At 54.8% G+C, this 20,912-nt stretch carries 19 protein-coding genes; 11 read left to right on the top strand and 8 right to left on the bottom strand.

Annotated features, from left to right (window positions below; translation table 11 throughout):
• The first annotated feature begins 29 nt into the window (after positions 1-29).
• Positions 30-1,346: an NAD(P)/FAD-dependent oxidoreductase gene (locus B2T33_RS03790; RefSeq protein ID WP_286791186.1), complete on the top strand. Its 1,317-nt coding sequence runs from the start codon at positions 30-32 to the stop codon at positions 1,344-1,346.
• Between the two features lie 38 nt (positions 1,347-1,384).
• On the opposite strand, the gene B2T33_RS03795 is transcribed toward B2T33_RS03790, so the two are convergent.
• The 4 genes from B2T33_RS03795 to B2T33_RS03810 all read right to left on the bottom strand — a co-directional run bounded on the left by B2T33_RS03795 (position 1,385) and on the right by B2T33_RS03810 (position 6,028).
• Positions 1,385-2,206: a cysteine hydrolase family protein gene (locus B2T33_RS03795; protein ID WP_008891851.1), complete on the bottom strand. Its 822-nt coding sequence runs from the start codon at positions 2,204-2,206 to the stop codon at positions 1,385-1,387.
• 355 nt (positions 2,207-2,561) lie between these two features.
• On the bottom strand, positions 2,562-3,047 hold the full coding sequence (locus B2T33_RS03800; RefSeq protein WP_286791187.1) for a group III truncated hemoglobin: 486 nt from the start codon (positions 3,045-3,047) through the stop codon (positions 2,562-2,564).
• 120 nt (positions 3,048-3,167) lie between these two features.
• Positions 3,168-4,517, bottom strand: coding sequence for an NAD(P)/FAD-dependent oxidoreductase (locus B2T33_RS03805; RefSeq protein WP_286791188.1), 1,350 nt, complete (start codon positions 4,515-4,517; stop codon positions 3,168-3,170).
• A gap of 140 nt (positions 4,518-4,657) precedes the next feature.
• Positions 4,658-6,028: an aspartate aminotransferase family protein gene (locus tag B2T33_RS03810; RefSeq protein WP_286791190.1), complete on the bottom strand. Its 1,371-nt coding sequence runs from the start codon at positions 6,026-6,028 to the stop codon at positions 4,658-4,660.
• A gap of 307 nt (positions 6,029-6,335) precedes the next feature.
• On the opposite strand from B2T33_RS03810, the gene B2T33_RS03815 reads away from it, so the two are divergent.
• From B2T33_RS03815 to B2T33_RS03835, 5 genes are all read left to right on the top strand, one after another.
• Entirely contained in the window at positions 6,336-7,718 is a 1,383-nt protein-coding gene (locus tag B2T33_RS03815; protein WP_008891847.1) for a glutamine synthetase family protein, read from the top strand.
• A gap of 42 nt (positions 7,719-7,760) precedes the next feature.
• Positions 7,761-8,309, top strand: a complete 549-nt coding sequence (locus B2T33_RS03820; protein WP_008891846.1) for a cupin domain-containing protein — start codon at positions 7,761-7,763, stop codon at positions 8,307-8,309.
• A 93-nt stretch (positions 8,310-8,402) separates the two neighbouring features.
• On the top strand, positions 8,403-9,908 hold the full coding sequence (locus B2T33_RS03825; protein WP_286791193.1) for an aldehyde dehydrogenase: 1,506 nt from the start codon (positions 8,403-8,405) through the stop codon (positions 9,906-9,908).
• A gap of 66 nt (positions 9,909-9,974) precedes the next feature.
• Positions 9,975-10,946 carry an agmatinase gene (gene speB / locus B2T33_RS03830; protein WP_286791195.1) on the top strand — a complete coding sequence of 324 codons (972 nt, stop codon included), beginning with the start codon at positions 9,975-9,977 and terminating at the stop codon, positions 10,944-10,946.
• 128 nt (positions 10,947-11,074) lie between these two features.
• Positions 11,075-11,668 (top strand): tyrosine phosphatase family protein, encoded by a 594-nt coding sequence (locus B2T33_RS03835; protein ID WP_286791196.1) that lies wholly within the window; start codon positions 11,075-11,077, stop codon positions 11,666-11,668.
• Between the two features lie 42 nt (positions 11,669-11,710).
• Here the strand turns inward: B2T33_RS03835 and B2T33_RS03840 are convergent, their stop codons facing one another.
• Positions 11,711-12,079: a cupin domain-containing protein gene (locus B2T33_RS03840; protein ID WP_286791197.1), complete on the bottom strand. Its 369-nt coding sequence runs from the start codon at positions 12,077-12,079 to the stop codon at positions 11,711-11,713.
• Between the two features lie 261 nt (positions 12,080-12,340).
• On the opposite strand from B2T33_RS03840, the gene B2T33_RS03845 reads away from it, so the two are divergent.
• Both B2T33_RS03845 and pgi read left to right on the top strand, forming a co-directional pair.
• On the top strand, positions 12,341-13,300 hold the full coding sequence (locus B2T33_RS03845) for a PfkB family carbohydrate kinase (RefSeq protein ID WP_286791198.1): 960 nt from the start codon (positions 12,341-12,343) through the stop codon (positions 13,298-13,300).
• Between the two features lie 149 nt (positions 13,301-13,449).
• On the top strand, positions 13,450-15,099 hold the full coding sequence (pgi, locus tag B2T33_RS03850; RefSeq protein WP_286791199.1) for a glucose-6-phosphate isomerase: 1,650 nt from the start codon (positions 13,450-13,452) through the stop codon (positions 15,097-15,099).
• Between the two features lie 6 nt (positions 15,100-15,105).
• Here the strand turns inward: pgi and B2T33_RS03855 are convergent, their stop codons facing one another.
• Genes B2T33_RS03855 through B2T33_RS03865 form a run of 3 tightly spaced genes read right to left on the bottom strand, consistent with a single transcriptional unit; the run spans position 15,106 to position 16,659 of the window.
• Positions 15,106-15,393, bottom strand: a complete 288-nt coding sequence (locus tag B2T33_RS03855; RefSeq protein WP_286791200.1) for a DUF3253 domain-containing protein — start codon at positions 15,391-15,393, stop codon at positions 15,106-15,108.
• A complete protein-coding gene (locus B2T33_RS03860; RefSeq protein WP_197147377.1) occupies positions 15,390-15,584 on the bottom strand; it encodes a DUF2256 domain-containing protein in 195 nt (64 codons plus the stop codon). Before B2T33_RS03860 ends, B2T33_RS03855 begins: the two co-directional genes overlap by 4 nt.
• Positions 15,585-15,612: 28 nt before the next feature.
• Positions 15,613-16,659: an NAD(P)/FAD-dependent oxidoreductase gene (locus B2T33_RS03865; protein ID WP_197147378.1), complete on the bottom strand. Its 1,047-nt coding sequence runs from the start codon at positions 16,657-16,659 to the stop codon at positions 15,613-15,615.
• A gap of 194 nt (positions 16,660-16,853) precedes the next feature.
• Between B2T33_RS03865 and B2T33_RS03870 the strand changes: the two genes are divergently transcribed.
• The 3 genes from B2T33_RS03870 to B2T33_RS03880 all read left to right on the top strand — a co-directional run bounded on the left by B2T33_RS03870 (position 16,854) and on the right by B2T33_RS03880 (position 20,854).
• On the top strand, positions 16,854-18,449 hold the full coding sequence (locus B2T33_RS03870) for a choice-of-anchor I family protein (RefSeq protein ID WP_252724108.1): 1,596 nt from the start codon (positions 16,854-16,856) through the stop codon (positions 18,447-18,449).
• 162 nt (positions 18,450-18,611) lie between these two features.
• Positions 18,612-19,346: a response regulator gene (locus B2T33_RS03875; RefSeq protein WP_063086944.1), complete on the top strand. Its 735-nt coding sequence runs from the start codon at positions 18,612-18,614 to the stop codon at positions 19,344-19,346.
• Positions 19,347-19,354: 8 nt separating this feature from the next.
• Complete coding sequence (locus tag B2T33_RS03880; protein ID WP_286791201.1) at positions 19,355-20,854, top strand: sensor histidine kinase; 1,500 nt, start codon at positions 19,355-19,357, stop codon at positions 20,852-20,854.
• The last annotated feature ends 58 nt before the right edge of the window (positions 20,855-20,912 follow it).

Here is a 20,912-nt window from a genome sequence, read left to right on the forward strand (position 1 = left end):
ACATCCATTTACAAATATGAGGGTTCCTCATGTTCACCCCGAACTTGCTGACCGCCAATGACCAGGCAGGCCAATATCCTGATTCCTATTACGCCGCGACGGCGAATGCGACCGCACCCTTCGCCAAGCTTGAAGGGGATCAGACCTGCGACATTGTCATCATTGGTGGCGGCTTTACCGGGCTGTCATCCGCATTGCATCTGGCAGAGCGCGGCTATGACGTGATCCTGCTTGAAGCTCACCGGGTCGGCTGGGGCGCGTCGGGGCGTAATGGCGGGCAGGTCGGGTCCGGCCAGCGGCGTGAACAGGATGAACTTGAGCAGATGGTCGGGCGCGACGATGCGCATAAGCTTTGGGGTATCGCCGAAGAGTCAAAGGATGTCGTCAAGGCCCTGATCGCCAAGCATAATATCCAGTGCGACTGGAAGCCGGGCATTTTGCATGCCGATCACCGTGCACGCTTTGTCGAACATTCCCATGCCTACGCCGAAAAGCTTCAGGCCGAATATGGCTATGAGGATATCCGGTTTGTTGATCGCGATGAAATGCGCGCGATGCTGGGCACCGAATTTTATCATGGCGGGTCGCTTGATACAGGGGCGGGGCATTTGCATCCGCTGAACTTCGCCCTTGGTCTGGCCGATGCAGCACGCAACGCCGGTGCACGCATTTTCGAGGGCGCGGTTGTCACGTCATATGAAAATCAGGCGGGCAAGGTCACGGTAAAAACCAAGGATGGCGGCGTTGTTAGCGCTAACAAGCTTATCCTTGGCTGCAACGGGTATCTTGATGCATTGGATGATCGGGTGGCAAAGCGGGTCATGCCGATCAACAATTTCGTCATTGCCACCGAGCCGCTTGGCGATGATCTGGCGCGCGAACTGATCCGCGATGATGTCGCGGTCGCGGACTCAAAATTCGTGATCAATTACTACCGGCTGAGTGCGGATAAACGCATGCTGTTTGGTGGCGGGGAAACCTATGGCTATAATTTCCCGCGTGACATCAAGGCGTTCGTGTCGCCGCATATGCTGGAAGTCTATCCGCAGCTGAAAGACGTCAAGATTGATTATGGCTGGGGTGGGACGCTGGCGATCACGATGAACCGTATGCCGTTTTTTGAGAAGATCGAAGATAACGTCTTTACCGCGTCGGGCTATTCCGGGCATGGGGTTGCGATGGCAACCCTTGCCGGACAGATCATGGCCGACGCCGTTTCCGGCACCATGGAACGGTTTGACGTGATGGCCAATATCAAAACTCCGGTGTTCCCGGGCGGGAAGATGTTGCGCTTCCCGATGCTGGTGGCCGCGATGCTGTGGTATTCGATCCGAGACAAGCTTTGATCTGATGTGACGTGAGGTGCTTAGCGCTTTGAAAGGCGCTAAGCCATTTTGCGTCCTTCATCTTTGTCTTTTTTGTTCCGGGCACTGGTGTCCTGATCACCGGTGTCGGGCACCGTGGTATTCTGGTTGCCCGTATCGGGCGTACTGTCAGGGGTGCGGGCGCCAGATGGATCTGCATCCGTTGTATCGGTCTTAACGACCTGTGTGTCTTGGTCCATATTATCGGATGCGCCGCGTGCGGTCAGAAGTGCCTTGGTGCGTTCCCATTTTTTAGGGTTCAAAGCCAAAGTGGTCGCGTCGCTGAAAGAGACGTCATACCCGCGGTTAAGGGCTGCCTGCATGGTTGCCTTGACGCAGAAATCGCCGTCCAGACCGACAATGATCAGTTTGCCGACTTTCTGACGATCCAGAACGCGGTCAAGTTCAGGTTCGCTGAAGCCATCCGCGCGCGCCTTGACGATATCATGGTCGATATCGCCATTGATCCGTTCATCAAGATCAAGGCCCTTGGACTTGGGACTGCCGCGACCTTCATTCAGGAGCTTTACGAGAAAGTTGATGTACCAACCGCGGAATGTCTGGCGGATCGAGATCACCGGCGTTCCATTGGCGTTTGCGGCTTCAACCAGTTTGTTGATTGCAGAGATCAGTTTATCGACCATGTCGGCCGGATAGGCATGCTTGCCGTCCGAACTGGTGAAATCTTCCTGGACGTCAACGATCAGAAGGGCGCTATTGGGCCGCTCTGCGAGATTGATCTTTTTGCCCTTGCTGGGGGCGAGGTGATGGCGTTGGCCATAGATGGTGTAGGCGATGGCACCCACCAGTAAAATGACAATAAGAGTGATCACCGACCACATGTCCAGGCTCTCCGTTTCGTCGTCTCAGGTCGCTTCGTAAATCTACTTTGCAATCGGACTTAAAGACCATCGGTGAACCGGGCAGTTCAGGTGCGGTAACGCACTGAACCACACCCGACCGTTTTGGGGCGGGTGTTCCAGGCCAGATGTATCCAATTGTCAGAATGCCGGATGCCGCGTTGCGGCGCGTCCAATGGACGTCACGAACAGAGCTATTTTTTTCTAGTCTTCCAGCATTCTTCATAACCATATGAAATCGTAATCATTTAAATTTGTCAACTTAGCCGACAAAAAGCAAACCCCCGGTTTTTCAGCGGGCGTGGTTATGTGTATCTGATTGCCTAACGTTTCAGGATCAGTTTGGTTCCCAACTTGATACCGGGTCATAGCGTTCGCCCTTGGACAGGATCACGCCATTATGGGCGGCAATGCCGACTTCAAAGCTTGAAGCGATGCGAAGGGCCCGTTCCATGAAATGTCGGGCGGCGGGTTCTTCGCAATATTCCGAAAGGGTTTGGGCAAAGAGTTGCAGCCAGCGGTCAAAATGATGGCGGGTGATTTTAAGGGGCAAGTGCTTTTGCATCGGGCGCCCGTCATAGTTGCCAGTCGCCAGCGCGACCGAGGACCAGAACATCACCATGCGATCAAGATGATGGTCCCAGTTATCGACCTTTTCTTCAAACACCGGACCCAGCAGGTCGTCATCGCGCACCTTGGCGTAAAAGCCATGCACGATGTTCTTGATCATGTCCGTATCAATGCCGGTATCTTCCTTGATACGCCGCGTGGCAATTTCGCGACGTTCCTTGATTTCGGCAAGGGTTGGCTGTTTTTCGGACATGGTAAGGGGCCTGTTTTACGCATCAACTGGAACCGCTTTAAACGACGAAGCGATTTTCGAACATGACATATGTCACTTTATGTCCGAACGCAAACAGATCACCTGCTATGGCATTATCGATCAGGCAAACCGATCATGCAGGCCGTAATAGCGATAGCCGATAGAACGCGCCATACGCCGCAATGACGCCATCGGGAATTTATCCATCGGTGTCGTCAAGACAGCACCCAGATCCTCCTCATCGCAGATGCCCAGCATCCGTTCTGCCAAAAGCTTGCCACCCAGACTTGCCATTGCCACCCCGTTGCCATGCCAGGCAAGGGCGGTCCAGACATCGTGATGACCCGGAACCCGCCCGATATAAGGCCGCCAGCTTTGCGACAGGCAGGCAAGCCCGTTCCAGTGATGGGTAAAGGCAACATCCTGCCAGGCCGGGAACATGCGTTTGAAATTATCGAGCAGATCCTGTTTGCCTGCGGCAAAGGCCTTGGGCGTTGCGGTAATCCCGCCGCGTCCACCAAACAGAAAACGATTATCCGGTAGCTTGCGGAAATAATGCAGCAGGATGCGGCTGTCAAAAGCCATCAGGTCACTGGTCCAGCCTTGATTTTCCAGCTCATCCGCGCGAAGCGGACGGGTAATCAGAATACCCGAAAAGACCGGCATCAAGCGCCCGCCAATCCAGTCGGGCAGGTTTTCCGCACTATATCCGTTGGTGGCGATGACGATCTTTGCCGCCGTGATTTGGGTGTTGCCAGCATAGAGGCGATAGATATCGCCATCTTCTTCAAACCGTTCGATGGTTGCCTGTTCGAATATCCGAACACCCGCACGAACGCATTGTTCATGCAAGCCGGAAAGATACTTCATCGGGTTGATGCCAAACCCGGCCTGAACATGCAAACCGCCATACGTTTCCGCCGCACAAAGACCGCGTTCCTTCAATGCGTCGCGGCTTAGCAGTTCTGTCGGGATGGTTGTGAAATGGGATAGTTCCTGTGCCTCATGGGCCAGTTCGGCGACGCGGTTGGGCTTATGCGCAAGCACGACTTCGCCGTCAGAATGACGATCCGCATCAATGTCCCAGTCATTCAGGCGTTGATCCACCAGATCAATGGCATCGCGTTGATGACGGGCAAACTGTTTGACCGCGTCTTCGCCAAAACTCTTTGCCAGTTGGCCAAATCCCTTGCCACTGCCACCCATGCAGCAAAAACCACCATTGCGCCCCGATGCGCCCCAACCGGACCGACCGGCATCAAACACCGCAACACTGGCGCCGTTCTTTGCCAGTTCCAGCGCCGTCGACAGGCCGCAATAACCGCCACCGATGATGGCGATATCGGTTTTAAGATGACCTTCTTTGGGCAGGGTTTCACAGGCAGGAAGTGGCGATGCACTTTCGACCCAATAACTGTCAGGCAGGGTGTCGGTGCGATAGGCGGCGGGTTGATAGATACGTTTTAGCATGGTGGGCTCTTTTGGGCGTTGGGATAGGGTGTGCCTGTGGGGCAGGCTTTGATGGGCGGTTTGTTATCTGTTTAATCAAAATACCCGGCAATGATAACTCATGCCGGGTATTTGTATAAGTTACTGTAATCGAAACCGGATTACATTTTGCCAAGTTTCTTCGCGGTCTCGTCAAAGGCGGCACGCGCCCGTTTGACCAGCTCGTCGATTTCTTCCTTGGTAATGCAAAGCGGCGGCGACAGAACCATGCGATCACCACAGGCACGCATGATCACGCCATTGGCAACGCAGGCATCGCGGCACATGGTGCCAACGGTACCCGGCTTGTCGAACATCTTGCGGGTTTTCTTGTCATCAACCAGCGGCATACCGGCAATCAGACCGACGGTTTCAACCGCACCGACCAGCGGATGGTCTTCAAGGGTTTTCAGTGCCTTGGCGAAATACGGGCCGATATCGTCCTTGACGCGTTCGACCATCTTTTCTTCGCGCAGGATACGAATGTTTTCAAGTGCGACCGCCGCACATGCCGGATGACCGGAATAGGTGAAGCCGTGGGTGAATTCACCGCATTCATTGATCAGCACATCGGCAACCCGATCGCCAACCATAACCGCCGAGATCGGCAAATAACCCGAAGACATGCCCTTTGCCATCGGCATGAGGTCCGGCTTGATGCCAAAGGTGTCAGAGCCAAACCATTCACCGGTTCGGCCAAAGCCGCAAATAACTTCGTCAGCAATCAGAAGGATGTCGTATTTTTTGCAGATACGCTGAATTTCCGGCCAGTAGGTTGACGGCGGAATGATCACGCCACCCGCACCCTGGATCGGTTCACCGATAAAGGCACCAACGCGGTCTGCACCAAGTTCCTTGATCTTTTCTTCAAGCTTGCGGGCTGCAATCAGGCCGAATTCCTCGGGGGTGTGATCGCCGCCTTCGCCGTACCAGTATGGCTGGTCGATATGAACGATATCGCGCACCAGCGCACCGCCCTGCGAATGCATGCCCGACATCCCGCCAAGCGACGCACCGGCAACGGTGGAGCCGTGATAGGCGTTCTTGCGGCTGATGATGGTGGTCCGTTCCGGTTTGCCCTTAAGGTTCCAGTACTGGTGCACCATACGGACAACCGTGTCGTTCGCTTCCGAGCCGGAATTGGCGTAGAAAACGTGGTTCAGGCCTTCTGGCGTGATTTCGGCAAGAACTTTGGAAAGCTCGATCGCCGGGGTGTTCGCGCACTGGAAGAAGTTGTTGTAATAGGGCAGTTCAAGCATCTGCTTGTAGGCGGCTTCGGCAAGTTCCTTGCGACCGTAGCCGACATTGACACACCACAGGCCCGCCATGCCATCAAGATAGCGTTTGCCGTTGGAATCTTCGATAAAGACGCCTTCGGCACGTGTGATAACGCGGGTGCCACGATTGTTCAGGTCCGCCGTATCGGTGAACGGGTGAATGTGGTGAGCCTGATCAATATCCTGCCAATAGGCGGTTTTGTCGAAATTATTCATAACGTCTCCTGACAGCGGCGCTGCTCTGCTTTCGTGCGATATGTTGAACATCTGACCTTAGTGTTCGTTTTTTCGAACACCTTTGCAAGAGGATTTTTCGACAATCTTTTTGAGGAATTCAAGGTCAGTTTTTGTTACCTGGCGGTCGATGTGAGTGGTCTGTGCTGCTGAACCATCCTGTCGCGCCAGAAAATTGTGCATTGCATGATTTGCACGATATATCGAACGAAGGGGCTTGACCGGGGCTATCCGGCGCGGCACGATGCGTTACAGTTTAATAACAGGCCTTCTCTGGGAGTATATGACGATGAACAAGTCGTTCGTCGAAGACAGTAGGGCGGAAGCCCAACGATTCTTTGAAGAAAATCCGGATGTCGAACTTGTTGAGTTGCTCATTCCCGACATTAACGGCGTGTTTCGCGGCAAGCGAATCAGCAAACAGAAATTCCTTAAAAGCTTTAGCGAAGGTGTAACGCTGCCGGGCTCGATGTGCCTGGTTGATATCACGGGTGACAACCCCGAAGGCACAGGCCTTCTTTGGTCGAGCGGTGATCAGGACAATCTGGCAAAACCGATCCCGGGCACCCTTTGCCGTGTGCCTTATGGCGAGCTGCCGCTCGCACAGGTGATGATGAGCCTGTATAACCTTGACGGCACCAAGTTTTTTGCTGATCCGCGCAATGTGTTGCAGGGCGTCGTTGATCGCATGGCGGCCGATGGTTTTTATCCGACCGTAGCACTTGAACTTGAATTCTATCTTGCCGATCAGAACCAGGAAACCGCCGCACCACTGCCGCCGCAGCCGCTTGGTGGTGGAATTGCGTCTGATGGCGTGCAGGTTTATGGCCTGCAACAGATCGAGGATTTTGAAAAAGTCCTGCATGATGCGGTTGCTGAACTGAACCGTCAGGGCATCCCGGCCGACACCATCGTTGCCGAAGCAGGCCCGGGGCAGTTTGAAATCAATCTTGGTCACGTGACCGATCCGATGATGGCGGCAGATCACGCCATGCAGCTTAAACGCGTGGTTAAGGGGATTGCCTGGGATCACGGCGTGACTGCGACCTTCATGGCAAAACCGTATTCCGATCAGGCGGGCAATGGCCTGCATGTTCATGTGTCGCTGCGCGACAAGGATGACAATAACGTTCTGTCGCCGGTGGGTGACGAGGAAGTGTCGGACAATCTGCGCTTTGCGATTGGTGGCCTGCAGGAAAGCATGTTTGAAAGCATGGCGATCTTTGCACCCAACCCGAATTCCTTCCGCCGGTTCCAGAACAAGGCCTATGCGCCGATGTCGCCGAACTGGGGTTTGAACAACCGTACTGTCGCCCTTCGTATTCCGGCTGGCAGCCCGAAGGCCGCCCGTGTCGAACACCGCGTGTCGGGTGCCGATGCCAACCCGTATCTGGTTCTGGCGTGTGTTTTGGCGGGCATGCATCACGGCATGAAGAACAAACTTGATCCGGGCGAGCCCACAGTTGGCAACGGCTATGAACAGCATGGCGGACGCATTGTTCCGCGCAGCATGATTTCGGCCCTCGATCGCTTTGTCGAAGGTGACATCGTCAAGGAATACCTTGGCGAACGTTTTGTCGAGGTGTTCGATATCTGCCGTCGTGCCGAATATGACGAGTTCTTTGCCGAAGTCACCCAGCTTGAATATCGCTGGTATCTCGACGCGGTATGACCAGATAAAACAACAATAAAGTTTGACAGGGAAAAGACGGGAATGTCGCAAAAGGTAGGGGATCGTCTGAAGGCGGTGCGCAGCATGTACGGGCTGTCGCAGCGTGAACTGGCCCGCCGGGCCGGTGTGACCAACAGCACGATCTCGACAATTGAACAGAACCGGGTCAGCCCGTCTGTTGATAGCCTGGCCAAGGTTCTGGCTGGCATTCCCATGAGCCTGATTGATTTCTTCACAATCGACCTTGATACCGGTGAAGAAATCTTTTTCAGGAAAGAAGACCTTGTCGAACTGTCTGACGGGACGATGTCGATGCGTCTTGTCGGGGCATCGCGCAAGGACCGTAATTTGCGCGTGCTACATGAAACATACCCTGCGGGCGGGGATACCGGTAACAACCTGATTGTCCAGAAGGGCGAGGAAGCCGGTGTTGTCGTGCGTGGCAAGCTTGAAGTCACGGTGGGCGAACGGGTCAAGGTGCTTGGCCCCGGTGATGCCTATTACTTCAATGCGGAAATTCCACATCGTTTTCGAAATGTGGGTGACGGGGAATGTGAAGTCGTCAGTGCGGCGACGCCACCGTCATATTGATGACAGATCGTGCTGCCACAGTGCCTATCAAGATGCCACGTGCCACGATCAACTTTGAAAAATCCAAACGCGCCATCCGTCAGGAGACTTGCGATGACCAATCCGATGAATTTTGAACAACTGACCGCGCAGGCCGCCGCCCTTGATATTCGCAACAAGGCGTTCATCAACGGGGCCTATGTCGATGCGGCATCCGGCAAGACATTTGATTGCATCAGCCCGCGTGACGGGTCGGTGCTGACCAAGGTTGCCGAATGCGATGTCGAAGACGTCAATCGTGCGGCGGCATCGGCGCGTGCGGTGTTTGAAAAAGGCAGTTGGTCGGAAGCCGCCCCTGCGAAACGCAAGGCGATCATGCTGCATTTCGCCGATCTGCTTGAAAAGAACGCCGCCGAACTGGCACTTCTCGAAAGCCTCGATATGGGCAAGCCGATCACGCTTGCGGCGCGTGATGACATTCCGCTGTCCTATAAGTGCATCCGCTGGTACGCCGAGGCGATTGACAAGATCTATGACGAAATCTCCCCGTCGGGCACCAATGAAATCGGCATGATCACCCGTGAACCGCTGGGTGTGGTTGCCGCCGTTGTGCCGTGGAACTTCCCGCTGATGATGGCGGTCTGGAAGCTTGGCCCGGCCCTGGCGATGGGGAACTCGATCATCCTCAAACCAGCTGAGCAGTCACCACTGACCGCACTCCGTGTCGCCGAAATCGCGGTTGAGGCCGGTATTCCCGAAGGTGTTCTGAACGTCGTTCCGGGCTTTGGCCCAACGGCAGGCAAGGCGCTTGGCCTGCATGAAGATGTTGATTGCGTGACCTTTACCGGGTCTGGTGAAGTCGGCAAGCTGTTCTTGCAGTATTCCGGTCAGTCGAACATGAAACGTGTCTGGCTGGAATGCGGCGGCAAAAGCCCGAACATCGTTCTGGCCGATTGCCCGGACATGGATGCGGCTGCCGCGGCGGCAGCGGGCGGTATCTTCTATAATCAGGGCGAGGTCTGCACGGCTGGTTCGCGCCTGATTGTCGAAGAAAGCATCAAAGACGAGTTCATTGAAAAAGTGGTCGCCGCGGGTGCAAAAATGCAACCGGGTGATCCGCTTGATCCGCAAAGCCAGATGGGCGCGATTGTCGATGAAAGCCAGATGAACCGTGTTCTAGGCTATATCGAAAAAGGATCCAGCGAGGGCGGGGTCCTTCGCACCGGTGGTAAACGGGTTCGCACCGAATCTGGTGGGTATTATGTCGAACCGACCGTGTTTGACGGCATCAAGAACGACATGACGATTGCCAAAGAAGAAATCTTTGGCCCGGTTCTGTCGGTTATTTCGGTCAAGGACTGGAAAGAGGCTGTTCAGACCGCAAATGATACGCCATATGGTCTGGCAGCAGCAGTCTGGACGCGCGACATCAACAAGGCACACATGACCGCAAAGAAACTGCGTTCGGGTCTTGTATGGGTCAATTGCTGGGACGGTGGATCAATCACCATGCCGTTTGGTGGTTACAAACAGTCCGGTACCGGTCGCGACCGTTCGCTGCATGCGCTGGACAAATATTGTGAAATCAAGTCGACCTGGATTGCACTGGGCGACGCGTAAGAGCTCCGTCGACCGCTGGCAGGCAGATGGTCCGGGTTTGATACGGGAAGTGAGAAGGGTTTAAAAATGAGCAGCACCGGGGTCATTGACACCAAGGGCGGTGATAACGCCTTTACGGCAAAATCTGTGCATCAGAACACCAGCGAGCCGATGTATTCCGGTGCGCTGTCCTTCATGCGCCGCCGATATTCGCGCGATCTCAATGGGATTGATGTTGCTGTGACCGGTATTCCTTATGATCTTGCAACATCAAGCCGACCGGGCACGCGTCTGGGCCCGCAGGGGGTGCGTCGTGCATCGACCAACCTTGCATGGGCACCGCATTTCCCGTCTGGCCGTGATATCTTTGCCGAGATGGCGGTGATTGACTATGGCGACATGGTCATTGATCCGGGCCATCCGGAAAAGCTTCCGGAAATGATCGAAGATCACGCACGTGACATCGTTCAGTCCGGTGCCAAGATGCTCACAATCGGTGGCGATCACTTCATCACCTATCCGATCCTGAAAGCACACGCCGAAAAGTACGGTGATGGCATTTCGCTGATCCAGTTTGATGCCCATTCCGATACCTGGGAAGATGACGGTGATCGCATTGATCACGGCACCATGTTCTGGCACGCGGCCCAAAAGCGCATCGTCAATCCGTCAAAATCCATTCAGGTCGGCATTCGCACCCACAATGAATCGACCCACGGGTTCAATATCCTTTATGGCCCGGATGTTCAGTCGATGTCGATTGATGCCATTGTCGAAAAGATCAAGGCCACGGTTGGCAATAACCCGGCCTACATCACCTTTGACATTGATGGGCTGGATCCATGCTATGCGCCGGGCACTGGTACGCCGGTTCTGGGCGGTTTGACCAGCCATCAGGCCGTGTCGATCCTGCGCGGTCTTGCGGGGCATGTGAACCTGATCGGCAGTGACGTGGTCGAAGTTTCCCCGCCCTATGATGTTTCGGACATCACAGCGCTCGCCGGTGCGACCATGGCGTGGGAAATGCTGAACATTCATGCGGTTAACCGCGCAAAGTAATCTGACGTTTCAGATCAAAAAATTAGAGGGCCGGTATTATTTCATGATACTGGCCCTTGTTTTTTCATTTTCCTGTGCTCGGATAGGGTCCACACTCAGAAAAACAAAAGAAGACAAGAGATACGGAAATGAAACCAATTGCTATTTCGCGCCTGACCATCTGTGGCATTGACGAACTGCCGACCCATCGCAGCCATGGCGTGACCCACGTCCTGTCGGTCCTTGATCCCGAACGTGAAGATCCGACCATATTCGCGAACTTTGACCCGCATGAACGCACTATTTTACGTTTCCATGACGTGATCGAGGACAAGGAAGGCCGTCCGGCCCCGACCAAGACCGATGTCGAAGCCATCCTTGCTTACGGCGAAACCCTGATCGGAAGCCGTGCGGATCGTCGCGATGGGCATTTGCTGGTGCATTGTCATATGGGCGTGTCGCGTTCGACCGCCGCCATGATCACCCTGATGGCACAGTGCGAGCCGGACCGTGATGAAGACAGCATCTTTACCACCATCCGCGAAATGCGCCCGATTGCCTGGCCGAACTCGGTCATGATCGCCTTTGCCGATGAACTTCTTGGCCGCGAAGGACGCCTGACCGCAGCCCTTCATCGCCACTACGCCATTCAGCTTGAGCGTGATGCGATGTTCGAACGCTGGATGACCGAACTGGAACGCCAACGTGAAGTCGGCTTTGGCAAAGGCCTGCAGAAGACGTAATTCGTCCGCCACAGGCACTCTGTCGCAGCAACTTCGTTGAGGTTACAGTTGCTGCGATAGGGTTTTGGTTTTTTCTGTAACAACATTGCCAGTGTGTTTGGTCGATTTGCTTTCAATCAGCAGGACCCAGCATTCTTCCTTGGCAATCGGGTTGTGCATGATCCCTTTGGGGATGGTCAGAAATTCACCTTCGCTCAGTTCGACCTTGTGGTCTTCGAACTCGATGATCAGGCTTCCTTTGACGATATGGAAAAGCTCGTCTTCCTCGTCATGGGCATGCCAGACCAGTTCGCCTTTTACTTTTGCAATTTTGAGATATTGGTCATTCACTTCACCAATGATCTTCGGCGACCAATAGTCGGTAATTTGATCAAAACTTTGCATCAGATTGCGTGCGACGAGTGTGCTCATGAAAATGCCCTGTTGTCTGCTAGTGTGGTTTGGTTTTGATTTCGCGACTTTATATCCGGGGCGATTTTCGCACTGAAGTCCTAATCTTTTTGGGCCAAGCCTTTTGCGCAAGAATGTGAAAAGCCGATATGCTGGCGAATGCGACGCCGCGTTCGATTAGCATTTGTCTGACGCGTTGAATCGATTTAAAAGGCGGTGGGTCCCACAGACCACATACTATTGATCCGCCGAATTTGCGGACAATTCGAACGGAGAAACGTCATGACAGCCAAAGCTGTTTGTCTTGGGGAACTGCTGATTGATTTTGTTCCGACCGTGACCGGAACCGGCCTTGCCGATGCGCCGGCCTTTGCCAAGGCGGCCGGGGGCGCACCGGGCAATGCGGCTGTGGGGTTGCAGCGTCTGGGTATTGAAACCGGTTTTATCGGTAAACTCGGCGATGATGCCTTTGGCCATTTTCTGGTCGATACCCTTAAGGCCGACAATGTCGATACATCGGGCATTGTTCTGACCAAGGAAGCCTTGACCGGGCTTGCATTCGTCTCCCTGCGTGCCGACGGGGAACGCGAATTTTCATTCTATCGCAGCCCGTCAGCCGACATGTTGCTCAGCATTGATGATCTTGATCAGGACATGCTGAAATCAACCGATCTGTTCCACTACGGAACGCTTTGCATGATTGATGATGACCCACGCGCGGCGACGCTTGAGGCGATCAAGATCGCGCGTGAAAACGGCGCGATCATTTCGTGTGACCCGAACCTGCGCCTGCCGCTGTGGCCGAGTGCGGAAAAGGCACGTGAAATCCTGCGCCTTGCAATCAGTCAGGCCGATGTCGTCAAGATGTCGGACGAGGAAATCACCTTTGTCTCCGGCAAGGATGACCTTGAAGAAGGCATCAAGGATCTGTGGTGTGATCAATGGCGCGCGATGATTGTGACCTACGGTCCCAAGGGATCGCGTTACATCACGCCGGCCTTTGATGGCTTTGTACCGTCCTTTGAAATCACCGCGGTCGATGCCACCGGGGCAGGGGATGGCTGCACGGCTGGCTTCCTGTCGCGCCTTTTGAAGGATCCGGAACTTCTGGGGTCTGAAGAAAAACTTGCAGCCGCGTGCCGCTTTGCCAATGCGGTGGGCGCGATCACGGCAACCAAACGTGGTGCCATCAACGCATTGCCGACGGAAAAAGAAGTCGAAGACTTTCTTTCGAACCGATAAGATCGCAGGCGTAAATGAAAAATCACGCGGCGGCCATAATCTTGCCGCCGCGTGCTGCAAACTGTCCCACACATGGTTTGAAACGCGTGTTAGCCTGTTGGCGATAGCACCGCATTGTTATGAATAAATTTGAATGGGCCGAGGGTGGTATGTCTGCTGATAAAATGACCGCAAGCTGGGATAAACTCGATCAACTGGGCGCGGAAGTTTCCGAAAAACTCAATCTGCGTCAGGCCTTTGCCGACGATCCTGCGCGCTTTGAACGATACAGTGCGGCCCTCAATGACCTGTTTGTTGATTACTCCAAAAACCTGATCACCGACGATGTGATGGCGGCCCTGGTCGAGCTTGCCAAGGCGGCCAATGTTGAAGGCTGGCGCGACCGGATGTTTAAAGGTGATCGGATCAATGTCACCGAAAACCGCGCGGTCTTGCATACAGCACTTCGCAATCTTGATGGCGGCCCGGTCGAGGTTGACGGCGAAGACGTCATGCCTGCGGTCAAGGAAGTGCTTGGCCGTCTGAAAGACTTTGCAGCACGTGTCCATTCTGGTGAATGGAAGGGGCATACCGGCAAGAAAATCACCGATGTGGTCAATATCGGTATTGGGGGCTCCGACCTTGGCCCGGTCATGGTCAACGAGGCGCTGCGTCCATATCACATCGATGGCATTCGCTGCCATTTTGTGTCGAACGTTGATGGCGCGCATATTGTCGATACGCTGAAATTCCTTGATGCGGAAACGACGCTTTTCATCATTGCATCCAAAACCTTCACCACAGACGAAACGCTAACCAACGCTTATTCGGCGCGTGACTGGCTTGTCGGCATGCTGAAAGACGAAGCCGCCGTTGCCAAGCATTTCGTTGCCGTCTCAACTGCGCTGGACAAGGTCGCGGCATTTGGCATTGATACCAACAACGCATTCGGTTTCTGGGACTGGGTTGGTGGACGTTACAGCCTGTGGTCGGCAATCGGTCTGCCGATCATTCTGGCCGTCGGGTATGACAAGTTCGAAGAATTGCTGCGCGGTGCGCAGTCAATGGACAACCATTTCAAAACAGCCCCGATTGAAACCAACATTCCAATGATCCTTGGTCTGATCGGGGTGTGGCATCGCAATGTGCTGGGCGCATCGAGCCAGGCGATCCTGCCCTATGATCAGCACCTGTCACGCCTGCCGGCCTATCTGCAGCAGGCCGATATGGAAAGCAACGGCAAATCAGTCACCCGTGACGGCAAGCCGATTGCCTATGAAACCGGCCCGATCATCTGGGGCGAACCGGGCACCAATGGCCAGCATGCATTTTATCAGCTGATACATCAGGGCACGGAGCTGATCCCGGTTGACTTCATTATGGCGGCCAATGCGTTGCATCCGTTGGCCAACCATCATGACAAGCTGGTGTCGAACTGCCTTGCACAGTCAGAGGCATTGATGCGCGGCAAGACCGAGGACGAAGTCCGCGAAGAGCTTTCTGGCAGTGACCTGTCACCGGCCGAGATTGATGTGCTGGCACCGCAAAAGGTGTTTGATGGCAACAAGCCCAGCACCATGATCCTCTATAAGCAGCTTGATCCGTTCACCCTTGGCCGGTTGGTCGCGATGTATGAACATAAAATCTTTGTTCAGGGCATCATCTGGAACGTCAATTCCTATGACCAGTGGGGCGTTGAACTTGGCAAGCAACTTGCCAAGGAATTGCTTCCGATGGTCGAGGGCAAGGAAGATGCCGGTGCCCGCGATGCATCGACCGCCGGTCTGATCAAACGCCTGCATGCATTGCGTGGCTCATAAGCTGGCTTAGTCGTCCTGATCATCGGTGACGATGCGCAATCGATAATGACCCGAAGGGCGGTTTTGGCCATGGCTGATGCCGCCCTTTTCAAATGTCAGTTTGCGCTCGGTACATAGTTGCTCTGCGACCTGATGCACGCGCGGCATCAAATCCCGCCAGTATGAGCCAAAGGTTTTGGCAACTTCGGACGGGCATATCGTTCTGTCTGGCCCGCGCTCTGTTGCCAGATCAATCACGCGCTGGCGCAGGATGGCATAGGTTGGCTGATCTTCGTCTTTTTGGTCAAACATCATGACACTTGGTTCTGCATGTCGGTTTTTGCAGGCTGCTTTCGCTGGCGTCGGCACCGGTCAGAGCAATACTGAACCTCGTCCCAGCAATCCTTCCATTTGCGCCGCCAGTTAAAAGGCCGCGCGCATGTCACGCAGGTTTTCTGCGGCAAATCTGATTTGCTGTGACGATGTCCATTGGCATTTTTCGGCATGACACTGCGTTCGGATCAAGTTTGTCGATTATCCGATCAGTGCTTCGACCATGGCATGTGCCGCTGTTCGGCCACTGCGCCAAGCCGCCTCGACCCGTGCGCCAAGGCACCAATCCCCTGCGGCAATCACCCGGCCATTCATGCCATTAAGGTGACTTTTGCCAAGCGGCAATTCAGTCCGCGCATAGCGCCAACGATGGGCCTGAACCGAATGAAGTTCTGGCAGTTTGACACCACTGACATCACGAAGGGCAGCCAGCAGCTTTTCAATCACGCGGTCCTTGTCTTCTTCAAGGTGCTGACGTGACCATTCCGGGCTGGCATGCAGCACCCACGGATCGGGTGTGCGACGGTGGAACATGTCATCGTTCTGGCTGCTGCGCGCGGCCCAGCTGATTTCGGGGCTCGGATACAGCATCGCGTCAAAGCCGGTCGGAAGCGGGGTTTCAAAGGCGGCCATAACCGCCCAGCACGGAGCCATGACAACCTCGTCAATCGGGGCATAGCGCGGGGCAAGCGGGCGCAAAAGATCGGCGGTCTGCGGGGCAGGGGCGGTAACGATCACACCATCAAACGGGCCGTATGTGCCGTCCAGATCATCATGGAGCATAAAACTGCGCGGGCCGTTCGGCTCGATGCCGATAATACGGTGTTGCTTCTGGATCGGGAAGGTGTCGACCAGGGGGCGGATCAGTTTGTTCATCTGCGGCGCACCCTGATACCAGGGCTCTTCGGCAAGGTTGCCGACATGGCGCGCGATCGGTGAAAGTGCCGCACCGGATTGTGCGGGGGCGGACGTTCCGCGATGAAGGTTGGGCGACCAGTTCTGGGCGGCGTTAAACTCGGTTGCTTCTTGCAAAAACGCATTAAACCCCGGATCACGCGCCGTCACATATTGCGCACCATGATTGAAATGACCAAAGTCGGTGCGCCGTGACGCCAGACGCCCGCCAAGACCGCGGCTTTTTTCAAAAACCGTTACGTTCATGCCAATGCGGTGCAGCGTGCTGGCCGCTTTTAGGCCCGCCATTCCGGCACCAATGATCGCAATATTCACGTTTGACATCCGTGGCATGTGTGGCTCCTGTCTGGGTCGCGGGGCAAGTCCCGACGGATTGTTTAAAGTTATAGTTTCGATACGAAACCAGACCGGAATTGGAGCAGTCCCACCGATAAGAAATTTATGAAACTGTCACGACCGGGTCATGAAACCGTTACAACAAACACGCAGTCTGCCTGCTTTGATTACGGTTATTCCAAGGGGAAAACATGCGTTCTTCATTGATGGCGACAGCCGCTGTTTCGTTGCTTCTGACAGCCTGTGCAGGCACGGCACCCAACCAAACCAAGATGGCGGGTGACGTCATGAATGCGGGTGCGCATCCGATCACGATTGTGCCGATGGGCGAATATCGTACCGGGATGCTAGATGAAAGTGCGGCGGAAATTCCGGCATTTGATCCGGTGTCAAAGCGCATCTTTGTCGTCAATGGCGCGGACAAAGTGGTCGATATTCTTGATATGTCTGATCCGTCCGAACTGACCAAGATCGATGCGATTGATCTTTCCACCTGGGGCAAGGGTGCCAACAGTGTTGCCATCAAAAATGGCGTTGTCGCCGTGGCCGTGGAAAATACCGATAAGCAGGCACCGGGTCAGGCCGTTTTCTTTGATACCGATGGCGGGTTTATTTCAGCGGTCACCGTGGGCGCACTGCCCGACATGATCAAGTTCTCCCCGGATGGGAAATATGTTCTGGTCGCAAACGAAGGCGAGCCGAATGACGCATTCACCAATGATCCGGAAGGTAGTGTTTCGATCATTTCCATGGCCGGTGGTGCAGAAAACTTGTCCGATGATGACGTCCGCACGGTTGATTTCAAGTTCCTGAATGATGGCAAGCTGCCCTATGGCATGCGGACGTCCAATCCGGGTGCTTCAAGCGTGGCACAGGATGTGGAGCCGGAATATATCGCCGTCTCCAAGGACAGCAAAACAGCCTATGTGTCGTTGCAGGAAAACAACGCGATTGCGATTATCGATATCGAAACTGCAACCATCAAAAACGTCGCCGGTCTTGGCTTCAAGGATCATTCGGTTCATGCCTTTGATGCCAGCGACAAGGACGGCAAGATCAATATCCGCACTTGGCCGGTGATGGGCATGTTCATGCCTGACACCATCGATGCAATCAATATTGATGGCAAGGAATGGGTCCTGATCGCCAACGAAGGCGATTCACGCGACTATGACGGCTACAGCGAGGAAACCCGCGTTGGCAAACTGACGCTTGATCCGGTGGCCTTCCCAACCGCAAGCACCCTGCAAAAGGATGAAAATCTTGGTCGTTTGAAGACCACAACCGCGCAGGGCGACGTTGATGGTGATGGCGATTTCGATGTCATCTATAGCTATGGCGCACGGTCGTTCTCGGTGCTGGATGCGGACGGTGAAATGGTCTTTGACAGTGGTGATGCGTTTGAGCAGATCCTGGCGGCGAACTATCCCAATGTTTTCAATTCCTCGGATACTGAAAACTACAGCCGTGACAACCGCTCCGATGACAAGGGCCCGGAGCCAGAAGGCATTGCAAGTGGCTATGTCAATGGCACGCCCTATGCCTTTATCGGGCTGGAACGTCAGGGCGGCTTCATGGTCTATGACCTGACCAACCCGACCAACCCGCAATTCGTCACCTATCACAGTGATCGTCGTTTCTCAGGCAATCCGGAAAATGATACTGCCGGTGAACTGGCCCCCGAAGGCCTGCAGTTTGTTGATGCCAAGGACAGCCCGACCGGCAACGCAATGCTGGTGGTGGCATCGGAAGTATCTGGTAGCACCAAGGTTTATGACCTGAAGTAACCCGATTACAGCCCTGATTACTGGATATGGGGAAGCCGGGCATTGCCCGGCTTTTTCCTTTTTAAACGCCAGATGGAAAACGGTTCAAACCGGTGGCGATATCGACTAAACTCCCGCCGCGGTCGGGGACATGGCCGATGAATATCAGGGGAGTTCGGGACACTGACGACGCGACGTGAACCACATATTCTGGTCGTTGATGACGACCAGGAAATCCAGAAGCTTTTGAAGAAGTTCCTGTTACAACACGGTTTTCGCATTACCACCGTGTCCGACGGCAATGAAATGCATCGTGCACTGCGCGACTGGAAAATCGATCTGGTGATTCTTGATATCATGTTGCCGGGCGAGGACGGCTTTGCGCTGTGCCGGGATGTTCGACGGACCTCCAAGGTGCCGATTGTCATGCTGACCGCGGTGGGCGAGGATACCGATCGTATTCTTGGCCTTGAACTTGGTGCAGATGATTACCTGACCAAGCCGTTTAATCCGCGTGAATTGCTGGCCCGTATCCGTGCGGTGTTCCGGCGCTTTGAAACGGGGGCGGTTGGGCCGTCTGATAACGAAGTCGCCCCGGCGCACAAGATCATTTTCGGTGAATGGACGCTTGATATCGGATCACGCGAATTACGCGATGCTGATAATGTTGCCGTGCATTTGTCGACCGGCGAGTTTTCGTTGCTTCTGGCTCTGGTCAAAAACAACAAGCGGGCGCTGTCGCGTGAGCAGCTTGTTGATATTGTGCGCGGACAAAGCTCGCTGCCGTTTGATCGCAGTATCGATATCCAGATCAGCCGCCTGCGCCGCAAAATCGAAAAAGACGCCAAGAACCCGAAACTGATCAAGACAGTGCGCGGCATCGGCTATCAGTTCTGCGCCGACACCCAAACGATTTAGGCCGACCCATGGCCGATATGTTCGCAAAATTCAGCAACTATATGCGCCGCTACAAGCCGCGCACGCTGGGCGGGCGTATCTTTCTTTTGATGATGCTGGGCGGGCTGATCATTGCAGCCCTCAGTGCCATGGCATCCTATTATGTTATCGAGCGGGACGAACGCATTGGTCGGGCCTATACGCTGGGCTTTACCATTCGCGAACTGGTACGGATCGCCGAAAACCCCGAATTTGAAGAAAACATCATCGATATTGCTGCGCGCGATGGCATGACGATGCGCATCCTGCCATCCGATGATGTCGGGACCTTGTTACTGTTTTCCAGACCCGCACAGCACATCGCCATGCCGGTCCGACTGGCCAATACCGGTTGGCCGACCTCGGTCAAGGTGCATTTCGAACGCGGTCGTTTGAGTGCCGAACAGCGCGCCACGATCGAGGCCACCGAAAATCCCAGCCTGTTCTTTGCCGAATTGTCGCGTGAAATCGCGCGTCTTGGCCTCGAGGCACAGGTGGAAATCATGATGCCGTCGGGCAAGCGCATTCTGGTGCACCATAACGAGTTGTGGGCGAATTATTCGTCCCCGTCGCTGGTCTTTCTGATGTTCCTGATGGGGGTGGGCGCGGTTCTTGTCGTGTTTGCCGGGCTTGCCGATTTGTTGGCAGGCCCGTTCAAGCGCCTGACACGTGCGATCATTGACCATGCTGATGATGTCAGCGGCCCACCGGTCGAGGAACGAGGGCCCACAGAGGCGCGGTCAATGGCCGCGGCTTACAACGATTTGCGCGAACGTATTTCACGGATGCTGGGCGATCGCACCCGGATGCTGGCCGCCATTTCGCACGATTTGCGCACGCCCAGCACGCGGTTAAGGCTGCGCGCCGAATTCATTGAAAATGATGAACTGCGCGAGACCGTTTTGCGCGATCTTGATGAAATGGACAGTCTGCTGAATGACGCGCTTGATTTCCTTGGTGACTGGATCGCCAAGGAGGAAGAACGCACGGTTGACTTCATTTCCGTGCTTGAAGCCATCTGTGACGATTACGCCGATCTTGGCCGCCCCGTAAGCTTTGCCGGGCCACAACCCTTACAGTTCAGCTCGGTCCATACGGTGTTCGGCGGCAATGATGATGCCCATTCCTTTGAGGGCAAGCGCAGCATCCGGTTGTCTTGCCGTCCTGGCACGTTAAAGCGTGCCTTTACCAACCTGATTGAAAATGCCCTGAAATACGGCCATCGGGCCAATGTTAGTTTGGAAGCAACGGCGGATACGGTTTTGGTCACCATCCGTGACGAAGGGCCCGGTATCCCGGTCGAACATCAGGACAAGGTATTCCTGCCGTTTTATCGTGTCGAAGGATCGCGGGCGCGCAGCACCGGGGGCAGTGGTCTTGGGCTTTCAATCGTGAAAACAGTGATTGATGCCCATGACGGGCGCATTGAATTGCGCAATATGCCGGGAAAAGGTCTGGAAGTGATCGTGTCCCTGCCACGCAGGGTTTAGGGCTATCCCGCCAAGTGCAGGGCAGAGCAGGGCCCAAAAAGAAGAATGGCGGGTGGCC

The organism is Thalassospira sp. UBA4513 (assembly GCF_002388495.1).
GTDB classification, from domain to species: Bacteria; Pseudomonadota; Alphaproteobacteria; order Rhodospirillales; family Thalassospiraceae; genus Thalassospira; species Thalassospira tepidiphila.

Excerpts from the sequence above, each read along its gene's own strand:
- B2T33_RS03790 (WP_286791186.1), top strand. The coding sequence starts at position 30 with ATGTTCACCCCGAACTTGCTGACCGCCAATGACCAGGCAGGCCAATAT.
- B2T33_RS03795 (WP_008891851.1), bottom strand. The coding sequence starts at position 2,206 with ATGTGGTCGGTGATCACTCTTATTGTCATTTTACTGGTGGGTGCCATC.
- B2T33_RS03800 (WP_286791187.1), bottom strand. The coding sequence starts at position 3,047 with ATGTCCGAAAAACAGCCAACCCTTGCCGAAATCAAGGAACGTCGCGAA.
- B2T33_RS03805 (WP_286791188.1), bottom strand. The coding sequence starts at position 4,517 with ATGCTAAAACGTATCTATCAACCCGCCGCCTATCGCACCGACACCCTG.
- B2T33_RS03810 (WP_286791190.1), bottom strand. The coding sequence starts at position 6,028 with ATGAATAATTTCGACAAAACCGCCTATTGGCAGGATATTGATCAGGCT.
- B2T33_RS03815 (WP_008891847.1), top strand. The coding sequence starts at position 6,336 with ATGAACAAGTCGTTCGTCGAAGACAGTAGGGCGGAAGCCCAACGATTC.
- B2T33_RS03820 (WP_008891846.1), top strand. The coding sequence starts at position 7,761 with ATGTCGCAAAAGGTAGGGGATCGTCTGAAGGCGGTGCGCAGCATGTAC.
- B2T33_RS03825 (WP_286791193.1), top strand. The coding sequence starts at position 8,403 with ATGACCAATCCGATGAATTTTGAACAACTGACCGCGCAGGCCGCCGCC.
- speB (WP_286791195.1), top strand. The coding sequence starts at position 9,975 with ATGAGCAGCACCGGGGTCATTGACACCAAGGGCGGTGATAACGCCTTT.
- B2T33_RS03835 (WP_286791196.1), top strand. The coding sequence starts at position 11,075 with ATGAAACCAATTGCTATTTCGCGCCTGACCATCTGTGGCATTGACGAA.
- B2T33_RS03840 (WP_286791197.1), bottom strand. The coding sequence starts at position 12,079 with ATGAGCACACTCGTCGCACGCAATCTGATGCAAAGTTTTGATCAAATT.
- B2T33_RS03845 (WP_286791198.1), top strand. The coding sequence starts at position 12,341 with ATGACAGCCAAAGCTGTTTGTCTTGGGGAACTGCTGATTGATTTTGTT.
- pgi (WP_286791199.1), top strand. The coding sequence starts at position 13,450 with ATGTCTGCTGATAAAATGACCGCAAGCTGGGATAAACTCGATCAACTG.
- B2T33_RS03855 (WP_286791200.1), bottom strand. The coding sequence starts at position 15,393 with ATGATGTTTGACCAAAAAGACGAAGATCAGCCAACCTATGCCATCCTG.
- B2T33_RS03860 (WP_197147377.1), bottom strand. The coding sequence starts at position 15,584 with ATGCCGAAAAATGCCAATGGACATCGTCACAGCAAATCAGATTTGCCG.
- B2T33_RS03865 (WP_197147378.1), bottom strand. The coding sequence starts at position 16,659 with ATGCCACGGATGTCAAACGTGAATATTGCGATCATTGGTGCCGGAATG.
- B2T33_RS03870 (WP_252724108.1), top strand. The coding sequence starts at position 16,854 with ATGCGTTCTTCATTGATGGCGACAGCCGCTGTTTCGTTGCTTCTGACA.
- B2T33_RS03880 (WP_286791201.1), top strand. The coding sequence starts at position 19,355 with ATGGCCGATATGTTCGCAAAATTCAGCAACTATATGCGCCGCTACAAG.